The organism is Winogradskyella wichelsiae, assembly GCF_013403925.1.
GTDB classification, from domain to species: domain Bacteria; phylum Bacteroidota; class Bacteroidia; order Flavobacteriales; family Flavobacteriaceae; genus Winogradskyella; species Winogradskyella wichelsiae.
Genome location: NZ_JABFDJ010000004.1, coordinates 150,887 through 168,762 on the forward strand (window position 1 = coordinate 150,887; position 17,876 = coordinate 168,762).

Sequence of the window (17,876 nt, forward strand, 5' to 3'; positions counted from 1 at the left end):
GTCTGCTAAACCATTAAATTAACGCCACACAAAAACGTTACCTACAATTTAACAAAAACTTCTAATTGAAAAAAATCACGAAAATAATTTACTTTATTTTTGACAAATCAATCGATAACAAAAAATGATTTCTGCTAAATTACCACATAACGAAACTGAGCGACTAGAAGTTTTAAATAGTCTTAAAATTTTAGATACCGTTGCAGATGATGATTATGATAACATAACAGAACTTGCAAGCTTTATTTGTGGTACACCTGTTTCACTGATTTCACTAGTAGATAAAGATAGACAGTGGTTTAAATCAAAAAAAGGATTGACAGCTTGCCAAACTTCACGAGACGTATCCTTCTGTGCGCATGCCATTCTAGATCCTTTAGATATTTTAGAAGTGCCAGATGCAAGAAACGACATACGGTTTATAAATAATCCGCTAACAGAGCAGGAAAAGCCTGTGGTTTTTTATGCAGGTATATCCTTAAAAACAGAACAAGGATTGCCTTTGGGTACACTCTGTGTTATAGACCATAAACCTAATTCTCTTAATAACGAACAAAAAGAGGCATTAAAGAAATTAGGGGCTCAAGTTGAACGACTCTTATTATTACGGACAAAAAATAATGAATTAACGATAACAAAAGAAAGCCTTAAAAAACATAACGGACTTCTTAAAGAGTTTGCAGGTGTAGTATCGCACGACCTTAAAATGCCATTGGCCAATTTAATACTTACTTCAGATATTGTAAAAAAGAAATACAGTAATTTAATAGATGATAAGGGAAAAGAATATTTAGATTATTTAAAAAAATCGTCCCTTTCTATGAGCGATTATATTACAAAAATATTAGACCATTACGAATGCATCTCATACGATATAGATGATACTCAACAATTTGGAATTAATGATCTATTAGAAGGCGTTATAGATTTAATGAACATTAAAGATAACTGTGAAATCTTAACTCCTGAAAAAAACATTGACATCAATTGCAATAGTACAGCGCTGCAGCAGATTTTTATAAATCTAATAGGTAACAGTCTTAAATATAGTGATAAAGAAAAAACTATTATAGAAATAGAAGCAAGCACTGATGACAAGTTTTATGAATTTAAAGTTCGTGATAACGGCAGAGGAATAGAAAAAGACAAAATTGAAACTATTTTTGGATTATTTGTTACGACAGGACATTTAGATAATACTGGAGAAAAAGGACACGGTATAGGTTTATCTACGGTACAAAATCTTGTAGAAAGTTTAGGCGGTAAAATTACAGTATCATCAGAGTTAGGTTCTTACAGCGAATTTGTATTTACAATTGCTAAAAGGGCATAATTTTAGGTCCGTTACAAAGAAAAACGAAGAACAATACTCTATCTAATTTATTTTAACCCTATCCTGAGCACCAAACATATCATTTATTTCTCACAGATCTAATGTCTGCTTTTCCTACTCTATCATTTGTTCAGATTTATTGGTATATTGATAATTAAAACAATGCGAGAATGGGGTTTATCTCATAGAAATAAAATAATAAACGAGTAATATTTATAGCTGTAAATAACAACTAAAAATGAAAAAATACACATTAATAATCTTATTATTTTTCATAATCTCAAACTCTGTATTTGGTCAAACTGAAATTAATAAAGAAAAAGTCAAAACATTAGAACCTTACATTGGGTTAGGAATTTTGGACAAACAGAACTCAGATAAATCAATTAAAATTGATCATCTAGATTATGATGAAATACCTAAATCTCTTGATTTTAAAGGAACCGTCGTAGAAGCCTCTAAATGGACAGATTCTAACGGAGAAAATATTTTAATTCAAACAGTCTCTGGAAGTTTCAATTGGAAAGATTACAATAAAAATTCAACTGAATTTAAGCTGCATGACAAATCTGAATTATACGTCTATTTATTTGAAAAAAGTAATTCTGAAAAAGTGTTTAAAAAAAAGTGGAGAGTTTATGATTATATCGAGTGTTTTGGTGAAGATTTCTCTGTCGGTTTTACACCAAAAGCAACAACAATCACGGATTTAGACAATGACGGAATAACTGAAATATCGATGACATATGTTTTAATGTGCCGTGGCGGAATGGACCCTGGCTTATTGAAAATAATAATGTTCGAAGGACAAACAGAATATGAGTTAAGCGGAGAAACGATGATTGGTTGCGGGCATATAGATAATCCTTATGGTGGCGAGTTTACTGCTAGTGATAACTTACAGAAAGAACAAGCGTTTAATAAGTTCTTAAAAGAACATTGGGATCGAAATAAATGCGAGGAGTAAAATAGTATTAAAATAAATAGTACATACCGCTTCAGCGCAATCCATATGACAAATAGACTAAAAGTAAATTACACTTCTGAAGTTCCTACGGATCAAGAAATTGTTCAAATGTGGAAACACATCACTATTACCGAATTAAATGATTGGTCTAAAAGTGCAGAAGAATTAAGAGCTAAATTTTCTAAAACACATATTAATGGCGGTATCCAGCTTCACAAATATTTAATATCAGACCATTATTGCTTCCAATGGTTTGCTTCTAGAAATAGGCTAAGTGAAATATTTTTTATCAAAAGATTTTTTAATAGACCAGAATTAGCTAATTACCGAGCTGATTTAGAAATTGAAAACGATCAACCTAATTGTGAACAAAAGGAATGGTCTAGTGATATTTTTGATTTATCAGGAATCATTTCTAGATTACTACACCACGGTGGTGCTTATGGAAATTTAAAAGTAAAAGACGCTTGGAAAACGGCCATAAATTTTGTGAAAGATGAGTATGATGATAGGTTTAATGAGATAAACAGATTCACATATCACTTAGAGGATTCAGCATGGTTTTTTCATGTTCCTTGGGATTACTCTATAGTACTATTTGATAAGAGAACCAATGAGGTTATCGTCATAAATATTACAGATACAGATTAAAAACACAGAGTTGCAATACTATAAATATAGTTTGGTGAAATTTAGATTAAATTCATATTAATAATTCAGTTTTATCCTTTAGAATCTGCTTCTAAAAATCTTAAGATATTCCCAATCACTGCTTGTTACCACTTAAAAACATTAATTTTATAACTCTAAAAATTATGAGTTTAAAAACGTACTATTCATTACTCTAAACTCATTTTAAATTATTTAAAAATTAAAAATAATTAATTATGAAAATCAATAATATTTTAGAAGGTATTGGTAACACTCCTGTAGTGAAATTAAATAAATTATTCCCGAACGCAAATGTTTGGATGAAACTTGAAAAATCTAATCCTGGTGGAAGTATAAAAGATAGAATTGCATTAGCAATGATTGAAGATGCTGAAAACAGAAATATCTTAACTAAAGACACAGAAATTATTGAACCTACATCAGGAAACACAGGTATTGGTTTAGCTATGGTAGCCGCAGTAAAAGGATACAATCTTACATTAGTTATGCCAGAATCTATGTCTGTTGAGCGTAGGGCTTTAATGGCTGCATACGGGGCAAAATTAGTATTAACACCAAAAGAGTTAGGTTTAGGAGGCACGATTGCAAAAGCGAAAGAGCTTGTTGAAAATGACAAAAATGCGTGGATGCCTTCTCAATTTACAAATATGGTAAATCCAAAAATACACGAAACAACAACCGCCTTAGAAATTGCTAACGATTTCCCAGAAGGTATTGATTATTTAATTACAGGTGTTGGTACTGGCGGGCATATATCAGGTATGTCTAAAGTGTTGAAAGAAAAATTTACAGGCTTACAAGTATTTGCTGTAGAACCTAGCGATTCACCAGTCATTTCGGGTGGAGAATCAGGTCCACATGCTTTACAAGGGATTGGCCCAGGATTTATTCCTGAAACGTTTAATAGAGATTCAATTGATGGAGCTATTAAAATAACAAAAGAAGAAGCCTTTGCAGAAGTTCAAAATATAGCAAAAACAGAAGGTATTTTGGTTGGTATTTCTACAGGAGCATCTTTAGCCGCTGTTAGAAAACAATTAGCAACAATACCAAACGAAAAAATAGTAATAACGATGAATTATGATACAGGAGAACGTTATCTTTCTATAGATGGCCTTTTTAAAGCGTAATTTAGAATCACATAAAAATGTGATAAAATTAAAATTGATAGCAAGCTATATCAATTGAATAGGTCTTACCATTAAAATGAATAGATTCGCTAAAAGTTCTATAGTATGGGCTGTTACATAATATTTAAATTATGTAATATTAAATGTGAAAAAGAATAATGCTTTTTAATTCAATTGATTTTGCTATTTTTTTACCAATTGTATTTGTACTTTATTGGTTTGTTACAAGTAATAATTTAAAGTCACAAAACATTTTAATTGTTTTAGCAAGCTATCTATTTTATGGATGGTGGGACTGGAGGTTTCTTTCCTTAATTTTATTTAGCACCATTGTAGACTATACTATAGGTAAACAATTAATAAAAGCGGACAGACAGTCTAAAAGAAAAATATATTTATGGACTAGCATATTAGTAAATCTAGGGTTTTTAGGGTTCTTTAAATATTACAATTTCTTTCAAGAAAACTTCGTAGAGGCTTTTTCTTTTTTTGGAACTAAAATAAATGATAGCTCATTAGATATTATTTTACCTGTAGGTATTAGTTTTTATACGTTTCAAACCTTGAGTTATACTATAGATGTATATAAACGAAAACTAGAGCCTACTAAAGATTTTATTGCTTTTTCTGCGTTTGTAAGTTTTTTTCCGCAACTAGTTGCGGGCCCAATAGAAAGGGCAACACATTTACTACCTCAATTCTATAAAAAAAGGATTTTTAATTATACCAAAGCTGTTGATGGCATGAGGCAAATACTTTGGGGGTTATTTAAAAAAGTAGTCATTGCAGATAATTGCGCACAAGTTGCTAATGAAATATTTAACAATTCTGAAAATTATTCAGGAAGCACGCTGGTATTAGGTGCTATATTTTTCTCCTTTCAAATTTATGGTGATTTTTCAGGATATTCAGATATTGCAATAGGAACATCTCGACTATTTGGGTTCGATTTGATGAAGAATTTTTCTTTCCCCTACTTTTCTCGAAACATTGGTGAATTTTGGAGACGTTGGCACATTTCATTAAATACCTGGTTTAGAGATTATTTGTATATCCCATTAGGCGGAAGCAGAGGTGGTCTATGGATGAAAATCCGTAACACATTTATTATTTTTATTGTTAGTGGGTTTTGGCACGGTGCTAATTGGACCTTTATTATTTGGGGTGCGCTAAATGCGCTTTACTTTCTACCTCTTATGCTAACAAATAAGAATAGAGATTATATAGATATAGTTGCAAAAGGAAAAATATTACCTTCGTTAAGAGAATTATTTATGATGCTATCTACCTTTGGTTTAACCGTATTTGCTTGGGTCTTTTTTAGGGCAGAAAACATTAATCATGCTTATCAATTCATAATTGATATATTTTCTTATTCACTTTTAGAAGTCCCTTATTTCCCTATCTTAGGTAATCAGTTTTTTATATTTTTACTTATATTTTTTATAATCGAATGGATTTGGCGAGAAGATAATTATCCATTAGAATACCTTTCAAAAAAAATAAATTCTAATGCTATAAGATATTCGCTTTATTTCTTTTTAGGTATTACTACTTATTACTACGCTGTAAGTGTTAATTCTAATCAATTTATTTATTTTCAATTTTAAATATGAAAAAATTTATTTTAAGAATAGTAGTCTATTTTAGTATAGCATTTTTTTTTATTTCTTTATTTCAGATTTTCATTTCTCTTAAAATAGAAAATGAAATTATCACAGGCCATGATAATTTTAAAACAACTTCAAATGTTAATTCAGAACTTGTTTTGCTTGGAAGCTCAAGGTGTTTCTCACATTTTGATCCTGCTTTTTTTCAAACAAACTTTAATTTAAAAAGTACCAATATAGGCGTTGATGGTCACTCTCAGATATCAATGGCTTATTTTAGGCTTGTAGATTATTTAAAACATAACAACAATCCTAAGTTTGCCATTTTAAACTTTGACCCATTTATGACTCCAGGTTCTTTTACAAAAAATGGTGGAAACTTAGTACATAAAGATGCATTTGCCAGGTATGCTTTTTTACCATTAAATGAAAAATGGAAAACTGTTGAGCATTTTGACTATAATATTCTCGAAAAATACCTTCCACTCTATTCTTTATTTAAGTACAATCAACTTGAATATAGTTTTTTTCCAAATAATAGTAATTATGAAAAATATGGATTTAACAGAAATGATTTAGAATGGAAAAATGAGAAACCTGATACTTTGGTTAATTTTAAAAGTAAATACTCGATTAACCGTCATAAAAATGAAATAAAAAAAGCACTTAAGTTTCTATATGAGTTTTGCGATAGTAATGGTATAAAACTAATTTGTATTCAATCGCCTGTGCATGAGTCTATTTATTATGAAAATATATTTGAAACACCTCAACAAATATGTTCAGATTTAAACATACCCTATATCGATGCTAATTATAAATCTATAAGAAAAGATTCAAATAATTTCTATAATTCTAATCACATGAATATTAACGGTATCCATTTAATGAACGAAAAGCTAAAAAAGGAAAAAGTTTTAATTCAACTTTTTACAGAATAATTAATCTATACATAACAAAAGTGGTATAAAACTTACCATATCACTTTTGTTTTTCGATAATCTGTATTCATTATGAATAAAAGCATAGTTTCTAATATTAACTTAAATACTCAAAAGTATATTAAAACTTCCGCATCTTTGTCTTAAAATTAGCACTGTGAATTTTAAAGAAAAAGAACTTATTATATTCGATTTTGACGGAACATTAATTAATAGTATTCCAGATCTTACTTTAGCAGTAAATAAAATGTTATCACATTATAATTTATCTGCTTTAACCATTGAGCAAGTCACCCCTTTTATTGGTAATGGCGCAAAACCCTTGGTCAAAAGAGCTCTAGAAGCATCTATGTTAAAACAAGATTTATCGGAAGTTTTATTTACTGAAGCTTTTGCTATTTATTTAGCAGCTTACAAAGATATAACTTGTCAAGAAACATTTATGTATCCTGGTGTTTTAGAAACACTAATAGATTTAGATAAAAAAGGTTATAAAATGGTTATTTGTACCAATAAACCTTTCGCGTTTATAGAACCGATATTAGACACCTTAAACATTAAGCAATTCTTTAAATCTTGGATTGGAGAAGATTCTCTATCAGAAAAGAAACCAAGCGCAGTACCTCTTATGCATTTAACTAAAGAGATGAATATAACCATAGAAAATAGTATTATGGTTGGCGATTCTAAAAATGACATTCTGGCTGCTCAAAATGCAACGATGGATAGTATCGGTGTTAGCTATGGCTATAATTATAACGAAAACATTGCAGATTATAACCCAACAATAGTGGTCGATAGTTTTGCAGATTTACAAGAACTTTTTTAAGATGAATAAAATTTATAATGTTGGTGTTATAGGTGGAGGTGTTTCGGGTGTTGTTACAGCTTTAGAATTGGCCAAATACGGAATAGATAGTGTTTTATTTGAACAAGAAAAAAGTGTTGTAAACGGACCACCATTTTGTCACTTGCATGCAGGTGGAAACCTCTATCCCGATATTTCTGATGAGCAATGCAGAATATTAATGAAGCAATCCATTGATATGGCGCGTTTATTTCCGGAATCTATAGACAAAAGACCTACATTTATTAGCATTCCTAAATCGGAAAAATACGCTGTAGATATCATTCAAAATCGTCTAGATATGCTGGTAGCGTATTACAAAACATTAATAGACGAAGATCCATTAAATGAAATTCTTGGTAGCCCGGATGATTATTATAAAATTTATTCTAAACAAGATTTAATTGAATTATTAGAACAACCCAATGTTGAGAGACCGAACACTCCTGACGAGTGGATTTCTAATACAATTAAATTAGTTGATTACGAAAAATTAAAAACTCCGGTAACTTTAGTTCAAGAATATGGATGGAACCTTTTTAGGTTAGCTGCTCAAGCTCAATTAGCCCTAAATAAAACTGAAAAATGTGATCTAAATACCAGTACTGAGGTTATCGACATTAAAGATGTTACAAATGAAAATGTAGATTACAACTGGGAAATTCACACAAAAGATGAAATTTACAGAGTGAATTACTTGGTTAATTCTTGTGGATTTAAAACGGGGAAATTTGACGAATCCTTACACATTAACACAGAGCGTTTAATTGAATTTAAAGCTGCCTATGTCTCTAAATGGCAGCCGATACCCGGATTAATTCCTGAACTTATTTTTCATGGAGAACGTGGCACACCACATGGTATGGTACAGTTAACCCCTTATAGTGATGACTATTATCAGATTCATGGCATGACAGAAAATATCACGCTATTTAAAGACGGATTAATACAGTCTAAAACTAATGAAGCACAGCCTCAGTTTGGAGAAGATATTAATCAGAAATTATTTCGTGGTTGGAAAACAGATGACATCAATACCAGAACAGAAAATGCAATTGAATCTGTTACAAAATTTGTTCCGTCATTTAAATCTGCTACTGTTGGTGGTCCACCTCTTTTTGGAGCACAGCAAATACCAGGAGACGATCCAAGCTTAAGAGTTGGAGAAGTAAGTTTTCCTTATAAATCTTACGCTAGAAGCGAAATTGTTAAAGCTTCTTCTGCGCTGACTGTTGCCAACCAAATTATAACTAAGATTCAAGAAGAAAAAATTATTCCTGTAATAGCTCAAAGAACAAATCACAACTTATTATTAGATTGTATTTCTAAAGACGAGATTGACCAATTGGCTTCGCAATTAACTGTTGAGCGTGGTTATCCTGAAGCATTATCAAAACTGATTATTGAGAATTAATAATTAGAATTATAAAGTTTATTATCCCCATGATTCTTTAATAGAATTTATGGGGATTTTTTTATTACATTACCAAAATGTGTTCAATATTAGCTATACCAGAAGATTTTCGTCTCGATAATAGTCTCTAATTGATATTCATATTTTATGCATAATCTTAACGCCAATTAATTTTAATAAAGCGATCATTTTTTACAAAGCCTTTAGGTATTTTGTCTAAAACCTCTAAACGTATGGCATCAATTAAACTATCTTTTGCAAACGAATGATGCACTGCTATACTTACTTCACGTATCGGTTTTGGTTCTGTAAAATTAATATTACAACCGCTGTCGTTTTTATTAATGGCCATTTCAGGGACTAATGTAAATCCACCATAATTATCTACCATTTTCTTTAAAGCTTCTATAGATCCACTCTGAAATTGAATATTCTGTGGATTTGTGCTTTGCGAACAAATATTTAAAACCTGATTTCTAAAACAATGTCCATTTTTTAAAAGCCACAAATTATCTAAGTTTTCAATTTCACTGGCAGAAACCTCTTTCTTGTCATTAAATGTTCCTTTCTGTCCGTAAAATACAAAAGGTTCATTGTACAATTTAATCTCTCTGATGAAAGGTTCATTAAGTGGTGTTACTAATATTCCAATATCAATTTCTTTTTTTTGTAATGCCGAGATAATTTGATCGGACTGCATTTCTTCAATAATAAGTATCGTATCTGGATATTTTTCAGCAAAAGATCCTGAAATTAAAGGAATTAGATAAGGTGAAACCGTTGGTAAAACGCCTATTTTATATTCGCCTACTAAGCTATCTAATTCGGTACTTACCATATTTTTTAACTCATTAACTTCTCGTAAAATTATTTTAGACTTATTAATAAATAATTCGCCTAAAGCTGAAGGTTTAAAAGGAGACTTACTCTTATCGAATATTAAAAACCCAATTTCATCTTCTAATTTTTTAACCTGAATAGTAATAGTGGGTTGCGTTACAAAACATTTTTCTGCAGCAGTTACAAAATGCCGATACGTGTCTAAAGCGATGATGTATTCTAATTGTTGAAGTGTCATTATATAGATTTTATTAATGTAAATATAAAAATTATTAATTTGATTAATACCATGAATCTATCCATTTTTGCACTAACAAATAAAAAAAAGAATTCATGAAAAGAATAATTACAACCTTAGTCATCCTATCTATAGGCTTGGTAAGTTTTTCACAAAGTGAGAAAACAATGACAACCAACAATGGTGCGCCAGTTGGAGATAATCAAAACTCTAAAACAGTTGGAGAATATGGTCCTGTTTTATTAGAAGATATTCATTTAGTAGAAAAATTAGCAGCTTTTGATAGAGAACGTATTCCTGAGCGTGTAGTTCACCCAAGAGGCGCTGGAGCATCTGGTTATTTTGAAGCTACAAAAGATATGTCTGATTTTACTAGAGCTGTATTATTTGCTGAAGCAGGTAAAAAAACTGATTTAGCCGTACGCTTTTCTACCGTAATCCACGGAAAAGGTTCACCAGAGACAGCAAGAGATCCAAGAGGGTTTGCTGTAAAATTTTATACAGAACAAGGTAATTATGATATTGTTGGTAACAACCTTCCTATCTTTTTTATTAGAGATGCCATTAAGTTTCCAGATATGGTACATTCTTTAAAACCTTCACCAGAAACCAATAAGCAAGATCCAAATCGTTTTTTCGATTTCTTTTCTCATGTACCAGAAGCAACTCATATGCTTACAAGATTGTACACCGATTTAGGAATTCCTAAAGGGTACCAATTTATGAACGGTAGCAGTGTACATGGCTACAAATGGATTAATAAAGCAGGAAAAGTAACTTATGTAAAATACTCTTGGGTATCTAAGCAAGGTGAAAAAAATCTTACTGCTGAAGAAGCATCAATTCAACAAGGAAAAGATTGGCAACATGCAACGGTGAGTTTAAGAAAAGATATTGATGATAAGAATTACCCTCAATGGGATTTATATGTACAAATGATAAAGCCTGAAGATATCCATTCTTTCGATTTTTGGCCTTTAGATGCTACCAAAGATTGGCCAGCAGATAAAATTGAAAAAATTAAGATTGGCACTATGACTTTAAACCAAAATCCGGTAAATTATTTTGAGCAAGTTGAAAGTATTGCTTTTTCACCAGGAGCTTTAATTCCTGGAGTAGAACCTTCAGAAGATAAATTATTACAAGGGCGTTTATTTTCTTATTTCGATACGCAGAGACATAGATTAGGTCCAAATTTTCAACAGTTAAAAATTAACCAACCGCTAGAAGATCCTAAAAATTATAATTCTGATAGTTGGAATAGCGCTGGAAACAAAAGATTTGAAAATCCGGATGTAAATTATCAGCCAAGTGAAAAATCTGGATTAGTTGAAGATGAACAATACAAGCAGTCGGAAACAACATTAACTAACGTAACTATCACACAAAAGAAAATTACAAAAACTAATGATTTTGCACAACCTGGAGATTTTTACAGATCTCTTACTAAAGATCAACAAGATAATTTAATTAAAAATTTAAGTGGTGATTTAGGTCAGGTAACGGATAAAAACATACAAATGACAATGATTGGTTATTTCTATCAGGCAGATAGAGATTACGGAATGCGTATTGCAGAAGCGTTAGGTTTTTCTGCTAAAGATTTTATGAAAAAGAAATAGTACATGGTTGATGAGTAGGGAGGGAGCTGCCAGTGCAACCTCTCTATTTGTTTTTAAAAAAGTAATACAATGAAAAATATTTTACTCATTCTTACCCTAATTTTAACTTTAGGTAGTTATGGACAAACTGTTTTTGAAGTTTCTAGAAATGGAGATTTAGAAAAACTTAAAGCATTATACACTTCAAATAATGCAATTATCAACACTGCAGATAGCAAAGGTTTTACTCCCTTAATTCTTGCTGCTTATAATGAACAGACTGAAATTGTTACTTACTTAATAGAAAAAGGCAGTGACATTAACGCTAAAGATTTATCAGGTAATACGGCTTTAATGGGAGTTTGTTTTAAAGGTTATTTTGATATTGCAAAAATTCTAGTAGAAAATGGTGCTGCAATTAACCAACAAAATTATAATGGAGCCACTGCTCTTATTTATGTGAGCACATTTGGACATACTAAAATAGCTGAATTATTATTAAATAATGATGCAAACCAATCGCTGCAAGATGGAAGAGGAAATACAGCATTGAAACATGCGGAAATGCAAGGCAATGAAGAAATTATTGCGCTCTTAAAAAAGTAGAAGATAAACTTTATCTACTATAAGTAAAATGACTTATTAATTGAGACCGTAATCTTGTCTTTTTAATAAGTCATTTTATATTTAAATTAAAAATTGATAAATTTAAATTGATTGACTTACCAGTTCATTAACCTTCATAGTTCCCTTCGTTTTTAACTGCGTGTGCCAGCTGAACGCTTTTTCTAAAATATGAGGTGTTTGGCCACCAATACTATAAGCTTCTTCAAAATAATCTAGCATTTGATCCTTATATTCTGGATGTACACAGTTTTCTATTATAAGTCCTGCTCTTTCTATAGGTGCCAATCCTCTTAAATCAGCTAAGCCCTGTTCTGTTACTAAAATATCAACATCGTGTTCTGTATGATCCGTATGAGAAACCATTGGCACAACATGAGAAATACGACCTTCTTTAGATATCGAAGGACAAGCAAATATGCTTAAATAACCATTTCTAGCAAAATCACCAGAACCACCAATTCCGTTCATCATTTTAGTACCACCAATATGTGTAGAATTTACGTTCCCATAAATATCAACTTCTATTGCTGTATTAATACCTATAACACCCAAACGGCTAATTACTTCAGCAGCATTACTTATGTTTTGAGGTCTTAATAAAAGTTTATCCTTATACTGCTCAAAATTATTAAATACTTTATTAGAACACGCTTCAGTAACCGTTATAGAAGATGCTGATGCGAATAATAATTTTCCTGAATCGATAAGCTCAAAAGTACTATCCTGAAGCACTTCTGAATACATGGTTAGATTTTTAAACTTAGAATTTGTAAACCCTGATAGAATAGCATTCGCCGTTTTACCTATACCTGCTTGTAACGGCAATAATGATTCTGTTAGCCTCCCCTCTTCTACTTCATTTTCTAAAAACTTGAGTATATGACTAGAGATTGCTTTTGTTTTTTCATCTGGATCTGCAATCACAGCAGGACTATCTGGTACTTCTGTATAAACGATAGCTGCTACTTTACTTGGATCTATCTTTATATATGGATCTCCAATCCTTGTATCAGATTTCATCACAGGGATTATTTCACGGTTCGGTTGTTTTTTTAAAATCTTAACATCATGAATACCAGCTAGAGTCTCTGGAAAAGTAGTATTGATTTCAATAATAATTTTATCTGCATTCTCTGTAAAAATAGGCGAATTACCTACTGAAGTTGTTGGTACTATGTAACCTTCTTCTGTAATAGCCACCGCTTCAATGATAGCAATATCAATTTTGAATTTGTCTATTTTTTGAAGCATATCTGCTGTTTGCCCTAAGTGTTGATCTACATAAAGAACATCATGGTTATTTATACTTTTTCTAAGTGTTGGATCTGCTTGAAATGGCATTCTTTTATATAATGCTCCATTTTTTGCTAAATCGGCATCTGTATCATAACCTAAAGACGCACCACTTAGTACTGTAATCTTTAAATCTTCGTAAAGTGCTCTTTTAGCAACTTGTGGTAAAACAGTTTTACTATCTCCAGCCTTAGTGAAACCACTAACCCCTACAATATTATGGTTTTTAATGAGTAAAGCGGCCTCTCCTGCAGACTGTATTTTATCTAAAAAAGCAGAATATTTAATTCGTTGCATAATATTAAGTATTTAGTAAGTTTTAGGTAAAAAAATTACCTATTTGATTGTTATATTTAGTTTATTTAAGTTTTTCACAAAACTAAGATGCAATTTATGCAAGATATTGATTGTCTATTTATTAATATAAGACAATATTTTATTAATTTAGTGCAACAAAGACGCTATTCTACAAATTATGAATACAAAGTATTATTTAACTGAAGTTGATAAGAACCCCCTGAGCATATTTTGTTACCATAATTTAATGGGAGAAAAATTTATAGAACCGCACCGTCATGATAAAGGTCAATTTCTATATACCGAAGGTGGTGTTGTACATGTTAAAACTAAAAATAGAATATACTATTTGCCCGCAAGACACTATATGTGGATTCCGCCGGGAGTAAAGCATGCCATCTACCCAAGCACACCAAAGGTTATTATGAGAAATTTATATTTCCCTATGCCTAGTAATTCTTCAAAATTTTATAACACAGAAGGTATCTACCCTATTAATAATTTATTAATGGAACTTCTATTATTTACTAAAAATTGGAAAGGTGATATCGTAAAAGCGCAAAAAAACAAGTATGCTATTGTTTATGCTTTTAAAGCACTTTTAGAACAAACAGTCTCTAAGTCCTTACACTTAGAGTTACCGCAACCAACAGATAGTCGCTTAACTAATATTATTAACTACCTAACAGATCAAATACATCAAGAACATTTATTACCTCAGCTCGCTTCAAAATTTAGCATGACGGATAAATCCCTTTATCGCCTGTTTAAAAAAGATGTAGGCATGTCTTTCATTAAATATTACACACAACTGCGCATATTTAAGTCTTTAGAGTATTTAATGAACTCTGACTATAACATATCGGAAATTGCAAATATGGTTGGCTATAGCAGCTTACCTACATTTAGTAATACCTTTAGTAAGGTTATGGGAAAACGACCTTCAGAATATAGAAAATCTAACGAAATATATTTAGACTCTTAACAAACAACAGCCTAATTATTCCTTTCCATCTTCTAAGCCCCATTGATCTAAACTTCTTAAAATAGCTTCTAAAGATTTTCCTCTAGCACTTAATTGGTATTCTACTTTTGGTGGCACAACAGGGTAAACTTTTCTAGTAATTAATCCATCATGTTCTAGCTGTCTTACGGTTTGCGTAAACATCTTATTAGAAATTCCTGAAATTTGTTTTTGTAAGATATCAGAACGCAATCCGCCTTCTAATAAATGAAATAAAATTAAGGGTTTCCATTTTGTTCCTATTAAATTCATGGTATAATTCAAAGGACAATTATTTTCTTTATTCAAAATAAAAAAATATATAATTAAAAATCAACATTTTACTCGTTTAGGTAACTACACCACTTTTTGGTAAGTTATTGCCTAATAGGCAAATATAAATTATTTTTATAATCTAAAATTAAGTTATTATGAAAGACACCAAACATTATCCAAAATCATTTTCGCACATAGGTATTACGGTTCCTGATATTAAAAAAGCTGTAAAGTTCTATTCTGAAGTTATGGGTTGGTATATTATTATGAAACCTTCTACAGTTAAAAAGGAATCAGAGACGGCTATTGGCCAAATGTGTATTGATGTTTTTGGTGATGATTGGACAGAATTTGAAATTGCACATTTAGCAACTTCTGATGGTATTGGTGTTGAATTATTCTCTTTTCCACAAGGAGTAAAAGAAGCTCCCGAATTTAATCCATTTAATACAGGACTCTTCCATTTTTGTGTACAAGACCCAAATATTGAAGACCTAATTGAAAAAGTAGTGGCTTACGGTGGAAAACAAAGAATGCCCATTAGAGAATATTACCCAGAGGATAAACCTTTTAAAATGTGTTATGTTGAAGATCCTTTTGGAATTGTTTTTGAAATCTACACACACAGTTATGAGTTAACTTATTCATCTGGTGCTTACGCTAAATAGATTGAAATAAATTATAGCTTGCAGATCTAAAAAGTGGTTTTACACTTAAGATAGGCAAGCTATTATTCTTTTACTTTAGTATGCAAAAAATGTTTTAGCGTACAAAACGCCCAGATACATTACCTTCTAAAATAGACATTACATCTTTGGCGTTGGCGTAGTTAACATCACCCTCATAGGTGTGTTTTAATGCACAAGCAGCACTAGCAAATTGCATAGCTTTAAAATCATCATATTGTTGCAAAGCATGAATTAACCCTGCAGCAAAAGCATCGCCTGTTCCTATTCTATCAACCACATGCGTAATATCTAAATCTTCTGATTCTTTAAATTCAGTACCATTCCACATTCTGGCTCTAATTTTATGCCACGAAGAATTTAAGGATGTTCTAATTTTATCAAATACTTTTTCTATAGAAGGAAATTTTTCCATCAGCTCTTTACTCGCTTTTAGAAAATCTTCATTAGAATAACTATAATCTGTACCTAATACTTCATTAATTTCATTGACACCCCCTATAAAAATATTAGAATACTCTAATAATTCTATTAAAGATGATTTCGCTTCTTTGCCATACTGCCATAAACCACTTCGATATGTTGGGTCTGCAGAAACCGTGATTCCTTTTTCTTTGGCTAAAACCAAACCTTCTTTTAAAGTTTTAAAAGCACCTTCACTTAAGGCTGGTGTAATCCCCGTCCAATGCAACCAATTTCCTTTATTCAATGCTTTATTCCAATCTACCATAGAAGGCTTTATTTCTGAAAAAGAAGAATGCGATCTGTTATAAGAAATTTTACTCGGACGCATTACCGCACCAACTTCTAAAAAATAAACACCTAAAGGTCTGGACGAATATTCAATTGAAGATGTACTGACACCAAATTTTCTAATATAAGATAAAGCGGTCTCTCCTATAAAATCATCAGAAACAACACTGATATGCTTTACTTTACCACCAAAATTAGCAATAGAAATACCAACATTTAACTCGGTACCACCAAAATAAAATTCAGCAATATTAGATTGCATAAATTTTTTATTTCCTCTAGGTGAAATTCGCATTAAAACTTCACCGAATGTAATAATTTGCTCCATTTAAATATGTTTTTTTTAAATCTCTCAAATTCAACTTTAATGTCTTAAAACTTTATGAAATTTTCAATTTAAAGCTTTGAAAGATAAAAGATACTGACTTAAATTTACTTAAATAAATTTATCCTTAATTAAGTCTCAAATATTTTAAAACAGATATAAATACACGTTTATTTTTATGACATACTCTCATAAAAAACAGAACCTCTTTTCAGAGATTCTGTCCTCAAATAAACATAATATAGATTAGAGATACTGTTGTTTACTACTGCATTAATTTAAAATTAATGGGCACACTGTAAGGCATACTTACAGCCATATCTCTTTGTTGACCAGGAATCATTTTAGGTAAAAGACTAATAATACGCTCTGCTTCTGTTTCTAAAAGTTGGTCTGGGCCTCTAGATTTTATTTTAGAAACTCGCCCGGTTTTGTCTATTAAAAAGAAAACGTAAACTTTACCTTGTATATTTAAGTCTGAGGCAGCTTTTGGGTATCTAAAGTTTTTCTGTAAATGGGCTTGCATTTTTTGTTCAAAACAGGCTTTCAATTCTGCATTGTTTCCCTTACATCCAGGGAACTGAGGTACTTTCTCAATTAGTGCAAAGGGTACTTCTACATCTTCTTCAACTTCTTCAACTTCAACTTCCTCAACTTCAACAACTTCTTCAATGATATCATCTTGACCAACTTCTGTACTCTTAATTACAGTTTCCTCTACTTCTTCTTCATCCTCGACTAACGTAATTGCTTCCGTAACTACTTGTTTTGGTGGTGGAGGTGGTGGTGGAATATTAATTTTTGTAATTGGTATATCCTCATCGTATTGATCTTCTAACATTAAGAGGTCTATTTTAATTTCTTCAGTCTCATAGCTCTTATGTTCAAGTCCTATATATGTTATAAGTAACATTACATTTAAGCCTACAGCAAAGTATAGATTACTGTTTCGGCCTACATTAGCTTTTGGGTTTTTTTTGAGTTCCATGACGTTTAATTTAATAGTATAAAGTTAAATCTTAT

The 17,876-nt window shown here is 31.0% G+C and carries 17 protein-coding genes; 12 read left to right on the plus strand and 5 right to left on the minus strand.

The annotated features are described in order from the left end of the window. The first annotated feature begins 124 nt into the window (after positions 1–124). The 8 genes from HM985_RS09835 to HM985_RS09870 all read left to right on the plus strand — a co-directional run bounded on the left by HM985_RS09835 (position 125) and on the right by HM985_RS09870 (position 8,914). A complete protein-coding gene (locus HM985_RS09835; RefSeq protein ID WP_179376087.1) occupies positions 125–1,333 on the plus strand; it encodes a sensor histidine kinase in 1,209 nt (402 codons plus the stop codon). A 238-nt stretch (positions 1,334–1,571) separates the two neighbouring features. Beyond that, positions 1,572–2,300 carry a M949_RS01915 family surface polysaccharide biosynthesis protein gene (locus HM985_RS09840; protein ID WP_179376088.1) on the plus strand — a complete coding sequence of 243 codons (729 nt, stop codon included), beginning with the start codon at positions 1,572–1,574 and terminating at the stop codon, positions 2,298–2,300. Positions 2,301–2,345: 45 nt separating this feature from the next. Continuing rightward, positions 2,346–2,951: a hypothetical protein gene (locus HM985_RS09845; RefSeq protein WP_179376089.1), complete on the plus strand. Its 606-nt coding sequence runs from the start codon at positions 2,346–2,348 to the stop codon at positions 2,949–2,951. 236 nt (positions 2,952–3,187) lie between these two features. Next, the gene (cysK, locus tag HM985_RS09850) at positions 3,188–4,102 is read left to right on the plus strand and encodes a cysteine synthase A (RefSeq protein ID WP_179376090.1); all 915 of its coding nucleotides are present in this window, start codon (positions 3,188–3,190) and stop codon (positions 4,100–4,102) included. A gap of 158 nt (positions 4,103–4,260) precedes the next feature. Next, positions 4,261–5,712 carry an MBOAT family O-acyltransferase gene (locus tag HM985_RS09855; RefSeq protein WP_179376091.1) on the plus strand — a complete coding sequence of 484 codons (1,452 nt, stop codon included), beginning with the start codon at positions 4,261–4,263 and terminating at the stop codon, positions 5,710–5,712. Positions 5,713–5,714: 2 nt separating this feature from the next. Next, positions 5,715–6,653 carry a hypothetical protein gene (locus HM985_RS09860; RefSeq protein ID WP_179376092.1) on the plus strand — a complete coding sequence of 313 codons (939 nt, stop codon included), beginning with the start codon at positions 5,715–5,717 and terminating at the stop codon, positions 6,651–6,653. Between the two features lie 157 nt (positions 6,654–6,810). After that, positions 6,811–7,482 (plus strand): phosphoglycolate phosphatase, encoded by a 672-nt coding sequence (locus tag HM985_RS09865; RefSeq protein WP_179376093.1) that lies wholly within the window; start codon positions 6,811–6,813, stop codon positions 7,480–7,482. A gap of 1 nt (position 7,483) precedes the next feature. Continuing rightward, positions 7,484–8,914 (plus strand): FAD-dependent oxidoreductase, encoded by a 1,431-nt coding sequence (locus HM985_RS09870; protein WP_179376094.1) that lies wholly within the window; start codon positions 7,484–7,486, stop codon positions 8,912–8,914. A 157-nt stretch (positions 8,915–9,071) separates the two neighbouring features. On the opposite strand, the gene HM985_RS09875 is transcribed toward HM985_RS09870, so the two are convergent. Further along, positions 9,072–9,992 carry a LysR substrate-binding domain-containing protein gene (locus HM985_RS09875; RefSeq protein WP_179376095.1) on the minus strand — a complete coding sequence of 307 codons (921 nt, stop codon included), beginning with the start codon at positions 9,990–9,992 and terminating at the stop codon, positions 9,072–9,074. Positions 9,993–10,087: 95 nt separating this feature from the next. Between HM985_RS09875 and HM985_RS09880 the strand changes: the two genes are divergently transcribed. Both HM985_RS09880 and HM985_RS09885 read left to right on the plus strand, forming a co-directional pair. Continuing rightward, complete coding sequence (locus HM985_RS09880; RefSeq protein ID WP_179376096.1) at positions 10,088–11,614, plus strand: catalase; 1,527 nt, start codon at positions 10,088–10,090, stop codon at positions 11,612–11,614. Positions 11,615–11,683: 69 nt separating this feature from the next. Then, positions 11,684–12,199 carry an ankyrin repeat domain-containing protein gene (locus HM985_RS09885; protein ID WP_179376097.1) on the plus strand — a complete coding sequence of 172 codons (516 nt, stop codon included), beginning with the start codon at positions 11,684–11,686 and terminating at the stop codon, positions 12,197–12,199. A 102-nt stretch (positions 12,200–12,301) separates the two neighbouring features. Here HM985_RS09885 and HM985_RS09890 read toward each other — a convergent pair whose 3' ends face one another. Then, positions 12,302–13,810 carry a succinate CoA transferase gene (locus tag HM985_RS09890; protein WP_179376098.1) on the minus strand — a complete coding sequence of 503 codons (1,509 nt, stop codon included), beginning with the start codon at positions 13,808–13,810 and terminating at the stop codon, positions 12,302–12,304. Positions 13,811–13,988: 178 nt separating this feature from the next. Here HM985_RS09890 and HM985_RS09895 point away from each other — a divergent pair, with 178 nt between their 5' ends. Further along, positions 13,989–14,795: an AraC family transcriptional regulator gene (locus HM985_RS09895; RefSeq protein ID WP_179376099.1), complete on the plus strand. Its 807-nt coding sequence runs from the start codon at positions 13,989–13,991 to the stop codon at positions 14,793–14,795. A 15-nt stretch (positions 14,796–14,810) separates the two neighbouring features. On the opposite strand, the gene HM985_RS09900 is transcribed toward HM985_RS09895, so the two are convergent. Beyond that, complete coding sequence (locus HM985_RS09900) at positions 14,811–15,086, minus strand: winged helix-turn-helix transcriptional regulator (protein WP_179376100.1); 276 nt, start codon at positions 15,084–15,086, stop codon at positions 14,811–14,813. A 158-nt stretch (positions 15,087–15,244) separates the two neighbouring features. Between HM985_RS09900 and HM985_RS09905 the strand changes: the two genes are divergently transcribed. Then, on the plus strand, positions 15,245–15,757 hold the full coding sequence (locus tag HM985_RS09905; protein ID WP_179376101.1) for a VOC family protein: 513 nt from the start codon (positions 15,245–15,247) through the stop codon (positions 15,755–15,757). 94 nt (positions 15,758–15,851) lie between these two features. On the opposite strand, the gene HM985_RS09910 is transcribed toward HM985_RS09905, so the two are convergent. Next, on the minus strand, positions 15,852–16,856 hold the full coding sequence (locus tag HM985_RS09910) for a sugar kinase (RefSeq protein ID WP_179376102.1): 1,005 nt from the start codon (positions 16,854–16,856) through the stop codon (positions 15,852–15,854). Between the two features lie 262 nt (positions 16,857–17,118). Further along, positions 17,119–17,841, minus strand: coding sequence for an energy transducer TonB (locus HM985_RS09915; protein ID WP_179376103.1), 723 nt, complete (start codon positions 17,839–17,841; stop codon positions 17,119–17,121). Positions 17,842–17,876: the final 35 nt, after the last annotated feature.

What these genes read in the sequence shown, in the direction of transcription:
- HM985_RS09835 (WP_179376087.1), top strand. Translation starts at nt 125, where the DNA reads ATGATTTCTGCTAAATTACCACATAACGAAACTGAGCGACTAGAAGTT.
- HM985_RS09840 (WP_179376088.1), top strand. Translation starts at nt 1,572, where the DNA reads ATGAAAAAATACACATTAATAATCTTATTATTTTTCATAATCTCAAAC.
- HM985_RS09845 (WP_179376089.1), top strand. Translation starts at nt 2,346, where the DNA reads ATGACAAATAGACTAAAAGTAAATTACACTTCTGAAGTTCCTACGGAT.
- cysK (WP_179376090.1), top strand. Translation starts at nt 3,188, where the DNA reads ATGAAAATCAATAATATTTTAGAAGGTATTGGTAACACTCCTGTAGTG.
- HM985_RS09855 (WP_179376091.1), top strand. Translation starts at nt 4,261, where the DNA reads ATGCTTTTTAATTCAATTGATTTTGCTATTTTTTTACCAATTGTATTT.
- HM985_RS09860 (WP_179376092.1), top strand. Translation starts at nt 5,715, where the DNA reads ATGAAAAAATTTATTTTAAGAATAGTAGTCTATTTTAGTATAGCATTT.
- HM985_RS09870 (WP_179376094.1), top strand. Translation starts at nt 7,484, where the DNA reads ATGAATAAAATTTATAATGTTGGTGTTATAGGTGGAGGTGTTTCGGGT.
- HM985_RS09875 (WP_179376095.1), bottom strand. Translation starts at nt 9,992, where the DNA reads ATGACACTTCAACAATTAGAATACATCATCGCTTTAGACACGTATCGG.
- HM985_RS09880 (WP_179376096.1), top strand. Translation starts at nt 10,088, where the DNA reads ATGAAAAGAATAATTACAACCTTAGTCATCCTATCTATAGGCTTGGTA.
- HM985_RS09885 (WP_179376097.1), top strand. Translation starts at nt 11,684, where the DNA reads ATGAAAAATATTTTACTCATTCTTACCCTAATTTTAACTTTAGGTAGT.
- HM985_RS09890 (WP_179376098.1), bottom strand. Translation starts at nt 13,810, where the DNA reads ATGCAACGAATTAAATATTCTGCTTTTTTAGATAAAATACAGTCTGCA.
- HM985_RS09895 (WP_179376099.1), top strand. Translation starts at nt 13,989, where the DNA reads ATGAATACAAAGTATTATTTAACTGAAGTTGATAAGAACCCCCTGAGC.
- HM985_RS09900 (WP_179376100.1), bottom strand. Translation starts at nt 15,086, where the DNA reads ATGAATTTAATAGGAACAAAATGGAAACCCTTAATTTTATTTCATTTA.
- HM985_RS09905 (WP_179376101.1), top strand. Translation starts at nt 15,245, where the DNA reads ATGAAAGACACCAAACATTATCCAAAATCATTTTCGCACATAGGTATT.
- HM985_RS09910 (WP_179376102.1), bottom strand. Translation starts at nt 16,856, where the DNA reads ATGGAGCAAATTATTACATTCGGTGAAGTTTTAATGCGAATTTCACCT.
- HM985_RS09915 (WP_179376103.1), bottom strand. Translation starts at nt 17,841, where the DNA reads ATGGAACTCAAAAAAAACCCAAAAGCTAATGTAGGCCGAAACAGTAAT.